Annotated in this window: 13 protein-coding genes; all 13 read left to right on the top strand. The window is 63.4% G+C overall.

Going from position 1 to position 17,209, the window contains the following annotated elements:
• Window positions 1-99 precede the first annotated feature (99 nt).
• Window positions 100-798 (top strand): fumarylacetoacetate hydrolase family protein, encoded by a 699-nt coding sequence (locus METUNV2_RS0114555; RefSeq protein WP_018230205.1) that lies wholly within the window; start codon window positions 100-102, stop codon window positions 796-798.
• A 195-nt stretch (window positions 799-993) separates the two neighbouring features.
• Complete coding sequence (gene sucC, locus METUNV2_RS0114550) at window positions 994-2,160, top strand: ADP-forming succinate--CoA ligase subunit beta (protein WP_018230204.1); 1,167 nt, start codon at window positions 994-996, stop codon at window positions 2,158-2,160.
• A 14-nt stretch (window positions 2,161-2,174) separates the two neighbouring features.
• A complete protein-coding gene (gene sucD, locus METUNV2_RS0114545) occupies window positions 2,175-3,068 on the top strand; it encodes a succinate--CoA ligase subunit alpha (RefSeq protein WP_018230203.1) in 894 nt (297 codons plus the stop codon).
• A 129-nt stretch (window positions 3,069-3,197) separates the two neighbouring features.
• The gene (locus METUNV2_RS0114540; RefSeq protein ID WP_018230202.1) at window positions 3,198-3,938 is read left to right on the top strand and encodes a TerC family protein; all 741 of its coding nucleotides are present in this window, start codon (window positions 3,198-3,200) and stop codon (window positions 3,936-3,938) included.
• A 10-nt stretch (window positions 3,939-3,948) separates the two neighbouring features.
• Window positions 3,949-4,902: an ornithine cyclodeaminase family protein gene (locus METUNV2_RS0114535; RefSeq protein WP_018230201.1), complete on the top strand. Its 954-nt coding sequence runs from the start codon at window positions 3,949-3,951 to the stop codon at window positions 4,900-4,902.
• Between the two features lie 219 nt (window positions 4,903-5,121).
• Entirely contained in the window at window positions 5,122-7,698 is a 2,577-nt protein-coding gene (locus METUNV2_RS0114530; RefSeq protein WP_018230200.1) for a CHASE2 domain-containing serine/threonine-protein kinase, read from the top strand.
• 31 nt (window positions 7,699-7,729) lie between these two features.
• Complete coding sequence (locus METUNV2_RS0114525) at window positions 7,730-8,503, top strand: Stp1/IreP family PP2C-type Ser/Thr phosphatase (protein WP_018230199.1); 774 nt, start codon at window positions 7,730-7,732, stop codon at window positions 8,501-8,503.
• An 11-nt stretch (window positions 8,504-8,514) separates the two neighbouring features.
• Window positions 8,515-9,300, top strand: a complete 786-nt coding sequence (locus tag METUNV2_RS0114520; RefSeq protein WP_018230198.1) for an FHA domain-containing protein — start codon at window positions 8,515-8,517, stop codon at window positions 9,298-9,300.
• Between the two features lie 110 nt (window positions 9,301-9,410).
• On the top strand, window positions 9,411-11,648 hold the full coding sequence (locus METUNV2_RS0114515; protein WP_018230197.1) for a CHASE2 domain-containing protein: 2,238 nt from the start codon (window positions 9,411-9,413) through the stop codon (window positions 11,646-11,648).
• A 26-nt stretch (window positions 11,649-11,674) separates the two neighbouring features.
• Complete coding sequence (locus tag METUNV2_RS0114510) at window positions 11,675-12,442, top strand: MBL fold metallo-hydrolase (protein WP_018230196.1); 768 nt, start codon at window positions 11,675-11,677, stop codon at window positions 12,440-12,442.
• Window positions 12,443-12,496: 54 nt separating this feature from the next.
• Window positions 12,497-14,872, top strand: a complete 2,376-nt coding sequence (locus tag METUNV2_RS0114505) for a GspE/PulE family protein (protein ID WP_026188186.1) — start codon at window positions 12,497-12,499, stop codon at window positions 14,870-14,872.
• A gap of 11 nt (window positions 14,873-14,883) precedes the next feature.
• Complete coding sequence (locus METUNV2_RS0114500; RefSeq protein WP_018230194.1) at window positions 14,884-16,518, top strand: HD family phosphohydrolase; 1,635 nt, start codon at window positions 14,884-14,886, stop codon at window positions 16,516-16,518.
• 191 nt (window positions 16,519-16,709) lie between these two features.
• Window positions 16,710-17,165: a pilin gene (locus tag METUNV2_RS0114495; protein WP_036271385.1), complete on the top strand. Its 456-nt coding sequence runs from the start codon at window positions 16,710-16,712 to the stop codon at window positions 17,163-17,165.
• The last annotated feature ends 44 nt before the right edge of the window (window positions 17,166-17,209 follow it).

Here is a 17,209-nt window from a genome sequence, read left to right as displayed (position 1 = left end):
AAACTTTACTTTAGTGGCGCACGCTTTCGTGAGCCGCCTCAGGCAAGGCGATCCGGGAACAGGCAAAATTGTGTATCGGACAACCTTCATGGAGGCCGCATGCCGGCGACGCTTTTCGAACTTTCACCCGTGCAGCTGCCGGTCCGCGGCGAAAACGCCTGTTTTCCGGTGCGCCGCATCTACTGCGTCGGCCGCAACTACGCCGATCACGCGCGCGAGATGGGTCATGACCCGGCGCTGGAACAGCCTTTCTTCTTTTCCAAGCCCGGTGACGCCGCGGTGCCGCTGCCAGACAGCGTGCCCTATCCGTCACAGACGGCCGACCTGCAGCATGAAGTGGAACTGGTGGTGGCGCTGAACGGTGGCGGGCGCAATCTTGACGCTGCGCAGGCCCGGGCCTGCATCTACGGTTACGGTGTCGGGCTGGACCTGACCCGCCGGGATCTGCAGCGCGCCGCGCGTGACAAGGGCCAGCCCTGGGACATGGGCAAGGGTTTTGATTTCAGCGCGCCGATGTCGGACCTGGTGCCGGCGGCGGTGTGCGGTCACCCGCGCAGCGGCCGCATCGAACTGTCGGTGAATGGCCGGCCGCGCCAGCAGGGCGATCTGTCGGACATGATTCTCGATGTCGAATCCTTGCTGGTCCGGCTGTCGGCGCTGGTTGAACTGCGCGCTGGCGATCTGCTGTTTACCGGCACGCCGGCCGGCGTTTCCGCACTGCAACCGGGCGACCGGATCGAAGCATCGGTGGCGGGTGTGGGCAGGCTCGATCTGATGATAGGCCCCATGCTGGATTGAGGATTTCTTATCCTGCTGTTCGCTGCGGTGCAGCGAAGCGAGCGTATAATTATGGATTACGCCACCGGGCACTGCGCGCCTGGCGGCCGGCACCGACCGCCGACCGGCGTCGCGGTGCCTGACAAGATCCGTGAGGGCTACAACCCGAAGCGGGCGTTTCACCATCCTGTGCAGACAACAAGGCGAGGAATACGCATGAAGATCCATGAGTATCAGGCGAAGGAGGTATTGCGCCGTTTCGGTGTGGTCACGCCGCGCGGAGTACCGGTTTTCGAGGTTGACCAGGCTGTGGCCGCGGCGGAATCGCTCGGCGGCAAGGTCTGGGTTGTCAAGGCGCAGATCCACGCCGGCGGCCGCGGCAAGGGTGGCGGCGTGAAGGTGGCGAAGTCGCTCGACGAAGTGCGCGAGTTCGCGAAGCAGATCATGGGCATGCAGCTGGTCACGCATCAGACCGGCCCGGAAGGCCAGAAGGTCCGTCGCCTGCTGATCGAGGAAGGCGCCGACATCCGCAAGGAATACTACGTCGCCGCGCTGACCGACCGTGCGACGCAGAAGGTGGCGATGATGGCCTCGTCGGAAGGCGGCATGGACATCGAGGAAGTCGCCCACAACACCCCGGAAAAAATCATCAAGGTGTTCGTCGACCCGCTGGTCGGCATGACCGACGCGCAGGGCAAGGAACTGGCCGACGGCATTGGCGTTCCCGAAGCATCGCAGGCGCAGGCGATCGACACCTTCAAGAAGCTCTACACCTGCTACATGGACACCGATGCCTCGCTGGCGGAAATCAATCCGCTGATTCTCGAGGGTAACGGCAACATCAAGGCGCTGGACGCCAAGTTCGACTTCGATTCGAACGCGCTCTACCGCCATGAAGACATCGTGGCCTTCCGCGACCTCGACGAAGAGGACGCGGCCGAAATCGAGGCGTCGAAGTTCGACCTCAGCTACGTGTCGCTGGACGGCAACATCGGCTGCCTGGTGAACGGTGCCGGTCTGGCCATGGCCACCATGGACGTGATCAAGCTGTACGGCGCAGAGCCGGCCAACTTCCTCGACGTGGGCGGCGGTGCCACCACCGAGAAGGTGACCGAGGCGTTCAAGATCATGCTGCGCAACCCGAACGTGCGCGGCATCCTGGTGAACATCTTCGGCGGCATCATGCGCTGCGACACCATCGCCACCGGCGTCGTCGCCGCGGCACGCGAAGTGCACCTGACGGTGCCGCTGGTGGTGCGCATGAAGGGCACCAACGAACAGCTTGGCAAGCAGATTCTGGCGGACTCGGGTCTGCCCATCATTTCGGCCGACAGCATGGCGGATGCGGCACAGAAGATCGTGGCCGCCGTGGCCGGACACTGAGGGGAGAACCAGACATGTCGATTCTGATCAACAAGGACACCAAGGTCATCACCCAGGGCATCACCGGGAAGACAGGCCAGTTCCACACCCGCATGTGCCGCGACTACGCCAATGGCGCGAACTGTTTCGTCGCCGGCGTGAATCCGAAGAAGGCGGGCGAAGACTTCGAAGGCATCCCCATCCACGCCACCGTGGCTGAAGCGAAGGCTGCCACCGGCGCCACCGTGTCGGTCATCTACGTGCCGCCTCCGGGCGCTGCGGCAGCGATCTGGGAAGCGGTCGAAGCCGACCTCGATCTGGTCATCTGCATCACCGAAGGCATTCCGGTGCGCGACATGCTGATGGTGCGCAACAAGATGAAGGCCAAGGAAGCGGCCGGCGGCAAGAAGACGCTGCTGCTGGGCCCGAACTGCCCGGGCCTGATTACGCCGGACGAAATCAAGATCGGCATCATGCCGGGCCACATCCACAAGAAGGGCCGCATCGGCGTGGTCAGCCGCTCCGGCACGCTGACCTACGAAGCGGTTGGCCAGCTGAGCGAAATCGGTCTCGGCCAGTCGAGCGCGGTCGGCATCGGTGGCGACCCGATCAACGGGCTCAAGCATATAGACGTGATGCGCATGTTCAACGATGATCCGGACACCGACGCGGTGATCATGATCGGCGAGATCGGCGGTCCGGACGAAGCCGAAGCGGCGCAGTGGTGCAAGGCCAATATGAAGAAGCCCATCGTCGGCTTCATCGCTGGCGTCACCGCGCCCCCGGGCAAGCGCATGGGCCACGCCGGCGCGCTGATCTCGGGCGGTGCCGATACCGCCGACGCCAAGCTTTCCATCATGGAAGAGTGCGGCTTCACCGTGACGCGCAATCCGTCGGAAATGGCCAAGCTGCTGAAGGCCAAGCTCTGACCGGGTGATCCGTATCCGGTACGGACGCGGCTGAAAAGGCCACCGCGCAGGCGGTGGCCTTTTCATTTGTGCCCTTCATAAAGCTCTGTCGGTAGAATCCGCGCTTTCGCAATCCGGGCGCAACACACGATGGACTTCACTTCTCCCGAGTTCTGGCTCGCCGTCGGCCAGATCATCATGATCGACATCCTGCTGGGCGGCGACAACGCGGTCGTGATCGCGCTGGCTTGCCGCAAGCTGCCGCCGGCGCAACGCAAGCTGGGCATCATGTGGGGCACGGCCGGCGCGGTATTGCTGCGCGTCATCCTCATCATGTTCGCGCTCACGCTGCTCAAGGTGCCTTTCCTGAAGGTGGTCGGCGCACTGCTGCTGCTGTGGATCGGCATCAAACTGCTGATGCCGGAGGACGAGGACGAACACGCCAACATCGCCTCCAGCGACAAGCTGTGGGGTGCGGTCAAGACGGTCATCGTGGCTGATCTGGTCATGAGCGTGGACAACGTGATCGCGATTGCCGGCGCGGCCGAAGGGGCCGGTGCTGGCCATCAGCTGCCGCTGGTGGTGTTCGGCCTGCTGGTGTCCATCCCCATCATCGTGTGGGGCAGCCAGATCGTGCTCGGCCTGATGACCCGTTTCCCCTTCATCGTCACGCTGGGTGCCATGTTGCTCGGCTGGATCGCCGGCACCATGCTGGTGACCGATCCGGGCGTGCTGCCCTATATGCCGCTCGACCCGGCGAGCACCGAAGCACGGCCGGAAGTGACCGATCTGGTGCGCTACGCGGCCGGCGTGATCGGCGCGCTGTTCGTGCTGGCGGTCGGCAAGATCGTCGCCGCGCGCCAGAAGCCGGTCGATTTCCCGATCCAGTAATCGCCTGGCCATGGCGCTCTACCTCACTGAGGACGAAGTCCGGCAGGTGCTCACGCTGCCGGACGCGCTGGCGGCGGTCGAGCAGGCCCACCGCTGGCACGCGACCGGCGAGGCCATCGATACGCCGCGGGCACGCAGCCGCACACCGACCTCGGCGCTGCACATGCTGCACGGCGCGGTGCTGCCGCTCGGCGTCATGGGCTACAAGAGCTACACCACCAGCCGCGAGGCGGCGCGTTTCTGGGTGCATCTGTTCGACGCCGGCAACGGTCGTCCGCTGGCGGTGATCGAAGCTGACTACCTGGGCATGATGCGCACCGGCGCCACCGGCGGGCTGTCGGCGCGCGTGCTGGCCAGGGCCGATGCCCGCGAGGCGCTGGTGTTCGGTGCCGGCTGGCAGGCGCGCAGCCAGATCGCGGCGCTGTGCGCGGTGCGCGACATCGCCCGGGTGAGGGTGGTCGCCCGCCGGCGTGACCGGCTGGAAGCCTTCTGCGCCGAGCAGTCCGCGCTGCTCGGCCGGCCGGTCGAGGCGGTGGATGACGTCGAGGCGGCGGTCCGGGCCGCGGATGTGGTGGTCACCATCACCACCGCAACCGAACCGCTGTTCGACGGCCGCTGGCTGGCTAACGGCGCCCATGTCACCGCGGCGGGCTCGAATGCGCTCATCCGCCGCGAAATCGACGAAGCCACGATCCGCCGCGCCGCCCTGGTGGCCGTCGATGCCCGCGCCACCGCACTGGGTGAATCCGGCGACCTGCTGCCGGCGCTTGAGAAGGGGCGCCTGTCCGAATACGGCATGGCAGAACTGGGCGAACTGCTGACCGGCATGCGACCGGGGCGCGTGAGCGAAGCCGACGTGACGCTGTTCGAGTCGCAGGGTATGGCGATCCAGGATCTGGTACTGGCGCACCGGGTGCTGGACAAGGCGCGCGCGGCCGGTCTGGGGCGCGAACTGCCGTACTGAGCCGTACCGGCCAGGCCGGAGGGTAATTCGGCACCGCAAGCGTGAAATTCCACCGCCCGCGCGCAGTGGCTGTTTGACTGTGTTGAGGCGGAACTGCAAGAATATGTGACAGACGCCTGTTTTTCCGCGTGACTTGGCGCGTGAAAGGCCGGATGGCATCCATACAACAAGCTGACAGGCGCCGTCACCCTCTGGCGAGGGCGCCATGACTTTGCGGGGGTGAGCGTGACCAAGGCCGCTATCTGGAAGACCGACTGGTTTCTTGGCGCCGCCATCAGCCTCCTGTTCCTGTTTTCCGCGCAGTCCGACCTGATCCAGAGCCTGGAGCGCAAGGCCTACGATGTCGGGGTTGGCGCCACCCAGCGCAGTCCCAGTTCCCGTATCGCCATCATCGCGATCGACCAGCAGAGCATCGACAACATCGGTCGCTGGCCCTGGTCGCGTGACGTGCATGCGCGCATGATCGACCGGCTGGCCCAGGCGCAGGCCAAGGTGGTCGGCACCACCATCTTCTTCGCCGAACCGCAGATCGACCCGGGGCTGGCCTACATCAACAAGCTGCTGGCGATCGAAAGCCAGAGCCGCGCTGCCCCGGCCGAAGGGGAGGCGCAGCCAACCCCGCCGGGCGACCCGCTGCAGGCGTTTTCTGCGGTGCTGCACGAGGCGGAATCCGCGCTGAACACCGACCGCCTGCTGGCAGCCAGCATCGGCAAGGCTGGCAATGTTGCGCTGCCCATGCTGTTCCAGGACGGTGAGCCGCAGGGTCGGCCGGACCGCCCGCTGCCCGATTTCGTGCGCGCGATGGCGCTGAAGAATGTGGCCGGTACCGAACCGCTGCCGCCGCTGACGCTGGATGTCGCGGCCGGCGTGATCGAGCCGCTGGGCAAGGTGGCGGCCGCAGTCGGTCACCTGAACCCGTCGATCGATCGCGACGGCGGCCTGCGCTTGCAGCCGCTGGTGATGACCCACTTTGATCAGTTCTACCCGTCGCTGCCGCTGCTGATTGCCGCGAAAAGCCTGAATCTGGGTGTGGACGACATTCGCGTAAAGCTGGGCGAGGCGGTGTCGCTGGGCAGGCTCAATATCGCGACCGACCCCGGGCTGGGCATGTACAGCTTCTATTACCGGGGCGAGGGCGGAAAACCGGCCTTCCCGGTCGATTCCTTCTTCGACGTGATGAGCGGCAAGATTCCGCTCGACAAGTACCGCGACAAGATCGTGCTGATCGGCCAGACCGCGCCCGGCATCGGCAATTTCTACGCGACGCCGGTGTCGCCGGCGATGTCGTCGGTGGAGGTGATGGCGCACGGACTGTCCAGCATCCTGCAGGAGCATTTCTTCGTGACGCCATCCTGGGGCTGGGCGGCCGAATTCGGCATTTTCCTGCTGGTGGCGCTCTACCTCATCGTGCTGCTGCCGCGCCTGAAGGCCGGTCTGGGCGCCGGCGTCACCGCCGGCCTGTTCGTCGCGCTGCTGGTCGCGCATTTCGTGCTGATGACCGGTCAGCTCATCTGGCTGCAGCTCATGCTGCCGGCCACGCTGCTGCTGGTCGGCCACCTGCTGCTCACCACCAAGCGCTTCCTGGTGACCGAGCGCGGCAAGGTGAAGTCGGACGAACAGTCCGCCGAATCCAACCGCATGCTGGCGCTGGCCTTCCAGGGCCAGGGCCAGCTGGACATGGCGTGGGACAAGTTCCGCCTGGTGCCGCTGTCCGACGCGGTGATGGAAAACCTGTACAACCTCGCGCTGGATTTCGAGCGCAAGCGTCAGTTCAACAAGGCGGAAACCGTGTTCCGCCACATGGCCGAGTTCAATCCGAAGTTCAAGGATCTGGAAACCCGGGTCAAGCGTGCGAAGGCGATGTCTGAAACCGTCATGCTGGGTGGCGCCGGCGCGGGGCGCACCAATACCAGCATTCTGGAGGACGGCACGGTCGAGAAGCCGATGCTGGGTCGCTACCAGGTCGAGAAGGAGCTCGGCAAGGGCGCCATGGGCGTGGTCTATCTGGGCCGGGATCCGAAGATCAACCGCGTGGTTGCGATCAAGACCATGGCGCTGTCGCAGGAATTTGACGAGGAAGAGCTGGCGGACGTGAAGGAGCGCTTCTTCCGCGAGGCGGAAACCGCCGGCCGGCTCAATCACCCGCACATCGTCACCATCTTCGATGCGGGCGAGGAGCACGATCTCGCCTACATCGCGATGGAGTTCCTGAAGGGTCGTGACCTGGTGCCGCAGACCAAGCCGGGTCATCTGCTGCCGCTGCCCAGGGTGATGGACATCGTTGCCCGGGTGGCCGATGCGCTGGCCTACGCCCACGGCAACAACGTGGTGCATCGCGACGTGAAGCCGGCCAACATCATGTACGAAGCCGAGTCCGATCAGGTGAAGGTGACCGATTTCGGCATCGCCCGAATCACCGATTCGTCGCGCACCAAGACTGGCATGGTGCTCGGTACGCCGTCCTACATGTCGCCGGAACAGCTGGCCGGCAAGAAGATTGATGGCCGCTCCGACCTGTTCTCGCTGGGCGTGATGTTGTTCCAGCTGGTGTGCGGCAAGCTGCCGTTCGAGGGCGATTCGATGGCACAGCTCATGTTCCGCATCGCCAACGAACAGCATCCGGACATCCGCGACCTGCGTCCGGACGTGCCGGACTGTCTGTCCGCCATCATCGACCGTGCGCTGGCCAAGGACGCGGATGCGCGCTACCAGTCGGGCAACGACATGGCGGCCGATCTGCGCGCCTGCGCCGGCACCCTTTCACAATCTCTCTCCCAGGTCGATTTCAGCCTCTGACATGACACCGGATCTCAGCCCCGCTCTTCAGATGGTCAGCCGTACCGACCCGGGCATGGTACGTACCCACAACGAGGACGCGGTTGCCGTCCAGCCTGCGCTCGGCCTGGCCATACTGGCCGATGGCATGGGCGGCTACAACGCCGGCGAGGTGGCCAGCGGCATGGCCACCGCGGTCATCGGTACAGAACTCGAACAGGGTCTGCGCGAAGGCGGCCGCAATGTGTCGGAGCTGCTGGAGGCGGTGATCGGCCATGCCAACGAATCCATCTACCGCGCGGCGGAGAGCCAGCCCCAGTATTCGGGCATGGGCACCACGCTGGTGATGGCGGCCTTTCACGATGACCGTATATCCGTCGCGCATATCGGCGATTCGCGCATGTACCGGCTGCGCGGCGGCGTTTTCGAATGCGTCACCCGCGATCACTCGCTGTTGCAGGAGCAAATCGACAGCGGCATGATTACGGAAGAAGAGGCGCGCCGTTCCCAGAACAAGAATCTGGTCACCCGTGCGCTCGGCGTCGATCCGGTGGTGGAACCGGAAATCCATACCTATGAAGTCGAACCCGGCGATGTCTATCTGTTCTGTTCGGACGGTCTGAACGACATGGTCGAGAACGACGACATCGCGCTCACCCTGCAGGCCCTGTCCGCCAATCTGGATCTTGCCGCCGAACAGCTGGTGCAGATGGCCAACGACAACGGCGGGCGCGACAACGTTTCGGTAATCCTGGTCAAGGTATTGCAGCCCTTTCCTGCCGCGCCCCGCGGCTGGCTGGCGCGTCTGCTCGCATGGTTGAAGTGAAGGACTGGAAAATGGCAAAACTCATACTCAGCATGGATGGTCTGGTCCTCAAGGAACTGCCGCTCGCGAAGGAGCGCACGACCATCGGCCGCAAGCCGCACAACGACATCCAGATCGACAATCTCGCGATCAGCGGCGAGCATGCGGTGATCGTGACCATCCTCAACGATTCCTTTCTCGAGGATCTGAACAGCACCAACGGCACCTATGTGAACGGGCAGCCGATCAAGAAGCATTTCCTGCAGAACAACGATGTGGTTGAACTGGGCAAGTACCGCCTGAAGTACATCAACGAAACGCCGGTGCAGGCGCAATCGCCGGATTTTGAAAAGACCATGGTTCTGCGGCCCGACATGATGCGCAAGCCGCCGGCCGAGGCGCCGACTGCGCCGCCGGTGGTGCCTGTGCGGGCGCCGACTGAAACCCAGGCCGGCTTCCGGGCATCGGTGCCGGCAGGCACGTCGATGGGCGGCGCCATTCCGCCGGCACCGGTTTCCGCTCCGGCACCTGCACCGGCTGCGGCTCCGCCGAGCCAGATCGGTGCCATCCAGATCCTGAACGGCGCCAATGCCGGCCGCGAGCTGGAACTGACCAAGACCCTGACCACGCTGGGCAAGCCCGGCCTGCAGGTCGCGGTGATCACCCGTCGTCCGCAGGGTTACTTCATCACCCATGTCGAAGGGGCGAATTTCCCGGTCGTGAACGGCAGTCAGCTCGACGCGCAGGCGCATCCGCTGAACGATCACGACGTGATCGAGATTGCCGGCGTGAAGATGGAGTTCTTCCTGAAGCGCTGACCGGTTTTCATTTCCTTTCCGCTCATGCTGCGGCTCCTGATGCCCCGCGCTGCCGGACCCGCAAGGGCCCGGCCGTGTATTGACGGTTCTGCGTGCTGCGGAGGTGGCCGGTGAATTCACATCTGCTGCGTTACGGTCTCGGCCTGATGCTGATGGCCGTGCTGCTCGGCCATGCCGCCCGGCTTTACCAGATTCCGGTGCTCGGCAATCTGGACCACATTGCCTACGACACCAAGCTGCAGCTCACCATGCCGCAGGTGCGCGACGAGCGGGTAGTCATCCTCGACATCGACGAGCGTTCGCTGGCAGAGATCGGCCGCTGGCCCTGGGGCCGCGAGCGGCTGGCCGGCCTGATGGATACGCTGTTCGATCACTACGGCGTGATGCTGCTCGGTGTGGACGTGGTGTTCGCCGAGCCGGACACCAGTTCCGGGCTGGGTACGCTGGAAGGGCTGGCCAAGGGTGCGCTGGCCGATAACGCCGGTTTCCGCTCGGCACTCGATGAACTGCGCCCGAAGCTGGATTACGACAGTCTGTTCGCCACGTCGCTGAACAAGCGCCCGGTGCTGCTCGGTTACTATTTCAGCGATCGCAGCGACGGTCAGAGCAGCGGTGCCTTGCCCGATCCCGTGCTGCCGGCCGGCACCTTCCGCGGTCGCAATATCGCCTTCGCCAGCTTCAACAGCTACGGTGCCAACCTCCCTCGCTTTCAGTCGGCTGCGATGGGTGCCGGGCATTTCAACCCGATGCCGGACTTCGATGGTCTTAACCGCCGGGTACCCATGCTGGTCGAACACAAGGGCGCCTATTACGAATCGCTGTCGCTGGCCATCGTGCGAACCCTGCTGGGCAGCCCGCGTCTGGTGCCCGGTTATGCCGAGGGCGGCTTGTTCGGCGTGTCCGCCCGGGATTACGGCGGCCTGGAATGGCTCGAACTGCCGTCGGCGCGCGGCACGCTGCGCATTCCGGTGGACGAGAACGTGGCGGCGCTGATTCCCTACCGCGGTCCGCAGGGCAGCTTCGCCTATTACTCGCTGGCCGATGTGCTGGCCGGCAAGACACCGGTCGAGGCATTGAAGGGCAAGGTGGCGTTGCTCGGCACCACAGCGCCCGGTCTGCTTGATCTGCGCGCCACGCCGGTCGGCAGCACCTATCCGGGGGTCGAAATCCACGCCAACCTGATCGCCGGCATGCTGGATGGCCGGATCAAGCATCGCCCGCAGTACGTGACCGGCTTCGACGTGGTCGTGCTGCTGCTGGTCGGTGGCCTGCTGCTCTGGCTGCTGCCGCGGCTGTCTCCGCTTAATGCCACGCTGCTGTCTGGTGGCATGCTGGTGCTGCTGGTCGGCATGAACTTCGCGTTCTGGCAGTACGCTGATTTCGTGCTGCCGGTGGCCGCCGGCCTGTTGCTGGTGATCGGGCTGTACGCGCTGAACATGTCCTACGGCTATTTCTTCGAATCGCGCTCCAAGCGCCAGTTCGCCCGCATGTTCGGCCAGTACGTGCCGCCCGAGCTGGTCGAGGAGATGAGCCGCAATCCGGAGAACTACAGCATGGAGGGTCGCAATGCGGATCTGACCATCCTGTTTTCCGACATCCGGGGGTTTACCAGCATTTCGGAAGGGCTGGAGCCGAAGGAATTGACCCAGCTCATGAACGAATACCTGGGCGCAATGACTTTCGTCATTCAGGATCAGCGCGGAACGCTCGACAAATACATCGGCGACGCGATCATGGCTTTCTGGGGAGCGCCGGTGGCTGACGCCGAACACGCCAGTCATGGCGTGGTGGCCGCGTTGAAAATGCAGGCCCAGCTTGAGGAGCTGAACCGTTCGCTGACCGCGCGCGGCTGGCCGGAACTGAAGACAGGCATCGGTTTGAACACCGGTACGGTCACCGTGGGCGACATGGGGTCGCCGGTACGCAAGGCCTATACTGTGATGGGCGATGCGGTGAATCTGGCGTCACGGCTTGAAGGGCTGACCAAGCAGTATGGTGTGGGCATACTGGTCGGTGACGATACCCGGCGCGCCACGAAGGGCGTCGTGTTCCGGGAAATCGACCGTGTCCGGGTGAAGGGCAAGGATGAACCGGTGTCCATCCACGAACCGCTGGCGCTGGAGGCGGAATTCGACCGGGGCCGGGTGGAGGAGCTGAAGCTCTGGAACCAGGCTTTGCGGCAGTTCAGGGCGCAGGAGTGGGATCAGGCAGAACTGACTCTGTTCAATCTGCAACGCCTGGCCCCGGACTGCCTGCTCTACAGTGCGTACGCGGAACAGATCGGTTATTACCGTCGTTCTCCGCCGGGTCGGGACTGGGACGGTGTGAGAACCTTCGAAACGAAGTGATCAGGAACTGAGGTACGGGAACACAGATGAGGATACGGGTACTCGGCTGCAGCGGCGGCATCGGTGGGTCGCATCTGCGCACCACCTCGCTGCTTGTCGACGACGACATCCTGATCGACGCCGGTACCGGTGTCGGCGACCTGTCGATCGCCGAACTGGCCCGCATCGACCATGTGTTCGTGACCCACAGTCATCTCGATCACATCGCCTGCCTGCCGCTGATGATCGACACGGTGGGCGAACTGCGTACGCGGCCGCTGACCGTGTGGACGTCTGCGCCGACGCTCGAGGTGCTGCGGCGACACATTTTCAACTGGTCGATCTGGCCGGATTTCACCGAGATTCCGTCGGTCGAGCGGCCGTTCATGTGTTTCCGTGAACTGCGTGTCGGCGACGAGATCGACATGGGCAACCGCGCCATCCGCGTGCTGCCGGCCCAGCACACGGTGCCGGCAGTCGGTTACGCAGTGCGGGGCCCCGGCGGTACGCTGGCTTTCTCCGGCGACACCACGGTGTGCGACGAATTCTGGGATGCAGTCAATGCGCTGCCCGATCTGCGTCACCTGATCATCGAGACCGCCTTCCCGGATCGTGACCGCCAGCTGGCGGTGATGTCGCGTCACCTGTGCCCTGACATGCTGGCCGGTGAGCTGGAGAAACTGCGTCATCAGGCCGATATCTACATCACCCATCTGAAGCCCAGCCAGATGGAGATGACCATGCGTGAGATTGCCGAAACGCTGGGTTCACGCAGTCCGCGCATGTTGCGCAACAATCATGTATTCGACTTCTGACCGGGTGGAGCACGGCTGCGCAGCCGGGCCGGTCGGCAGTGACGGGGTGACGGAATGAGTGCAGTGGTGCCGCCGGCCAGCGATCTGGGCGCGATGAGCGATGTGTCGAGCCGGCTGGCCTTCTTCAAGAACCTGCAGGGCGTGACCACCAAGATTCACGCCACCACCAACATCGACGAAATCATGCTTGAACTGTCGCAGGAAATTTCTGCGCTGTTCAACGCGGACCGGCTCACCATCTACGTGATGGGCGAGGACCGTTCGACCATCGTTTCGAAGGTGAAGACCGGGCTCAATTCCTTCAAGGATCTGCGTCTTCCTCTGACCGAACAGTCGATTGCCGGCTTCGTGGGCATGAGCCGCAAGCTGCTCAATCTGCGCGATGTCTATGACGAAGCCGAACTGAAGGCCCATTCGGCCAGCCTGAAATTCCTCGATGGTGTCGACAAGAAGACTGGCTACCGCACCAAGCAGATGCTGGTGGCGCCGATTCTCGATCCGGAGAAGAAGGATCTGCTGGGCGTGGTCCAGCTGATCAACAACAAGTCGGGCCAGCCCTTCTCCGCACTGGCGGAAGAGGGCCTGCAGAGCATGGCGCATACGCTGGCGGTGGCTTTCCAGCAGCGCACCAAGCCGGCACATGTGGTCAAGTCCAAATACGACTATCTGGTGGTCGATGGCGTCATGTCGGCGCAGGAGTTCGATCTGGCTTCGCGCGCCGCCCGGCGCAAGGGCGTCGATGTCGAGGACGTGCTGGCTCGCGACTTCCAGGTGAAACAGCCGGCTATCGGTGCTTCTTTGTCGAAGTTCTTCGGCGTGGCTTACGAGCCGTTCAAGCCGGAGCGGGTCAAGCCTTTCGACCTGATCAAGAACCTCAAGCGCGAGTACCTTGAGGAACAGCAGTGGGTGCCGGTGGAAGAGGGTTCCGAAGGCATCGTGATCGCCGCGCTCGATCCGGAGAAGGTGAAGGGATCGCGCGTCGTCAACAACATCTTCCCGAAGTCGAAGCTGCTCTACCGGGTCACGACCACGCGCGAATTCGTGCAGACCCTCGACCAGTTCTACGGCGGCACGATGGATGACACCAGTGTCGGTGATCTGCTGTCGGACATGCTGGGCGAGGAAGACGAGGCGATCGACAGCGGTGGCGATGATGTGACCGCGGCTGCCGACAACGAGCTGGTGCGTCTGGTCAACAAGATCATCATCGACGCATACCAGCAAGGCGCCTCAGATATCCACATCGAGCCGCGACCGGGCAAGGACAAGACCCAGGTTCGTTTCCGCAAGGACGGTTCGCTTCACCCCTACATTGAGGTGCCGGCCAGCTATCGCAGTTCGCTGGTCACCCGGCTGAAGATCATGTGCGACCTCGACATTTCCGAGCGCCGCAAGCCGCAGGACGGCAAGATCAAGTTCCGCAAGTTCGGTCCGCTGGACATCGAACTGCGGGTGGCCACCATTCCGTCCGCCGGCGGTGTCGAGGACGTGGTGATGCGTATCCTCGCCGCCGGCGAGCCGATACCGATCGACAAGCTGGGCGTACTGCCGCACAACCTTTCGCGGCTGAAGGACGCGGTGGGCAAGCCCTACGGCCTGTTCTTCGTGTGCGGTCCGACCGGCTCCGGCAAGACCACCACGCTGCACTCCATCCTCAGCTACATCAACACGCCGGAAACCAAGATCTGGACCGCCGAAGATCCGGTCGAAATCACCCAGAAGGGTCTGCGTCAGGTCCAGATCAACAAGAAGGCGGGGCTTGATTTTGCGGCCATCATGCGCGCCTTCCTGCGGGCCGATCCGGACGTGATCATGGTCGGTGAAATGCGCGACAAGGAAACGGTGGCCATCGGCATCGAGGCCTCGCTGACCGGCCACCTGGTGTTCTCGACGCTGCACACCAACAGCGCGCCGGAATCCATCATCCGCCTGCTCGACATGGGCATGGATCCGTTCAACTTCGCCGATGCGCTGCTCGGCATCCTGGCCCAGCGACTGGCGAAGCGGCTGTGCCCGAGCTGCAAGGAGGCCTATCACCCGGAAGCGGCGGAAATGAAGCACTTCCTCGACGAGTACTGCGAGGAGCTGCGCAACACCACCGACTTCAAGGTGGATGCAGAAGGCGCGATGGACCGCATTTTCAAGGCCTGGGCGAAGGCCTATGCCGATGACAAGGGCCGTTTCACACTGTACCGGCCCAAGGGCTGCGCCGAGTGCAGCAACACTGGCTACCGTGGCCGGCTCGGTCTGCACGAACTGATGATCGGTACCGATCGGGTGAAGAAGAACATCCAGGAGCGCGACCGCGTTGCCACACTGTTGGCGACCGCGCTGGAAGAAGGCATGCGCACGCTCAAGATGGACGGCATGGAAAAGGTGCTGTCCGGCCTGACCGACATGAAGCAGGTTCGCGCGGTCTGCATCAAGTAGGCCGCCGCAGCATGGACAAGCTCCAGGATCTGCTGCGCCGGCTCGAAGATCTCAACGAGATCGGTGCAGCGCTGTCCAACGAGCGAAATATCGACGCCCTGCTCGAGAAGATACTGCTCGCCGCCAAGGCGATCACCCATGCGGACGGCGGCACGCTTTACCGCACCGACGACAGCGCGACCCACCTGCGCTTCGAAATCATGCGCACCGATTCCATCGGCATCGCGATGGGCGGCACCAGTGGCAAGCGCATCGTGTTCCCGCCGCTGCCGCTGCATCTCGCTGATGGCGCGCCCAATCTGTCCATGGTCGCGGCCTATGCCGCGCTGAATCGGCAGACGGTGAACATCGCCGACGCCTATACCGCGGAAGGTTTCGATTTTTCCGGCACCCGTGCCTTCGACTCACGTACCGGCTATCGCTCGACCAGCTTCCTCACCGTGCCCATGATGAATCATGAAGGCAGAGTGATCGGCGTACTGCAGCTGATCAACGCGGTGAACCCGGTGACCGGCGCCGTCGGTGTCTTTTCCGATTCGGATCGCAAGCTGGCTGAATCGCTGGCGTCTCAGGCCGCGATCGCACTGACCAACCGCCTGCTGGTCAGCCAGCTCGAAGCGCTGTTCGAATCCTTCATCACGCTGATCAATAACGCGATCGACGAGAAATCGCCCTACACCGGCGGTCACTGCCAGCGGGTGCCCACGCTCACCATGATGCTGGCGGAGGCGGTGAACGACACCACCGAAGGGCCGCTGTCCGATTTCACGATGTCGGACAACGACCGTTACGAGCTCAAGATTGCGGGCCTGCTGCACGACTGTGGCAAGGTGACCACACCGGTACACGTGGTTGATAAGGCGACCAAGCTGCAGACCATTTTCGATCGTATCGCGCTGGTCGACACCCGTTTTGAACTGATACGCCGCGACCTCGAACTGGCCACGCTGCGCAGTCGCGTGTCCGCCGGCCCCAGCGCTTCGCCGGTGGTGCTGGCGCAGATCGAGCGACATGGTGAAGACCGGCTGCGCGAGCTGGATGCCGACCGCGCCTTCCTGCATCACGCCAATATCGGTTCCGAGCGCATGAACGATGCCGATGTCGAGCGTGTGCATGCCATCTCCCGCCGCTGGTCATGGAGCGACACGCTGGGCCAGACTCATGCCTGCCTGACCGATGATGAGATCGAGAACCTCACGATACGTGCCGGCACCCTTACCGCTGCCGAGCGGGAAATCATCAACAATCACATCGTATCGACGATACGGATGCTGGAGTCGCTGCCCTGGCCGCGTCATCTGTCCAATGTGCCCGAATACGCCGGGGGTCACCATGAACGCATGGACGGCAAGGGCTACCCGCGCGGATTGACCCGCGACCAGATGAGCGTACAGGCGCGCGTGATGGGCATCGCCGACATCTTCGAGGCACTCACTGCCAAGGACAGGCCCTACAAGCGGCCTATGAAGCTGTCCGAGGCGCTGCACATCCTCGGCAAGTTTCGTCTCAACGGTCACATCGACCCGGATCTGTTCGACGTATTCGTGCGTAAGCAGGTCTATCTGCGCTACGCCGAAACCTTCCTCGATCCGGAGCAGATCGATGATGTGGACCTGTCTGCCATCCCCGGTTACGCGGTGAACTGACGTTTTTCGTCACATTCTGTCGGTACCTGTCACGACGCGGGCATGTGTGACGAAAGGTGTCTTGACCGCATTTTTCGGCAAGTCATTGAATCCGCGGGAAACGTAAAATTCTGCTAAAGCTGGCACCCGCCTTGCTCGATAACACCCTGAGCGCATCGGCGCCCGTACCGTTCAATACAGGAGACTGAATGATGAAGAAGGTCCAGCAAGGTTTTACCCTGATCGAACTGATGATCGTCGTGGCGATCATCGGCATCCTGGCGGCGATCGCGATCCCGCAGTATCAGGACTATGTGACCCGTGCCAAGTGGTCCGATGCGATCCGCTCCCTTGATTCAACCAAGACCGCGACCGCGCTGTGCGTCCAAAACAATGCGGGCGATCCCACCCAGTGCAACACCGATGCGGCAATCGGTACCACGATGCCTGGCAATGCTTCCAGCGGTGCTGTAACCGTCGCTCGCGGTACTTTCACTGCTGGCACTGGCGGTATCGGCGGTACGGCAGTGTTCACTCTCACCGGCAATCCTTCGCTCGGCTCGTGTGTCGTAACGGTAACCGGCACTGTCGGCGCTTCCCAAATTGCATGGGGATATGCCAACTCCGGCACGGGTTGCTCCAAGAACAAGACTGGCGTCGGTACCTAAGTCACTGTGCATTTCGCGACGGAAAAGCTCCCGCTTGTCGGGAG

Origin of the sequence: Methyloversatilis universalis EHg5 (assembly GCF_000378945.1) — a bacterium.
In the GTDB taxonomy this organism is placed as follows: domain Bacteria; phylum Pseudomonadota; class Gammaproteobacteria; order Burkholderiales; family Rhodocyclaceae; genus Methyloversatilis; species Methyloversatilis universalis_A.
Note: the sequence above shows the minus strand (reverse complement) of the source record. Positions and strands in the feature narration are given on the sequence as shown.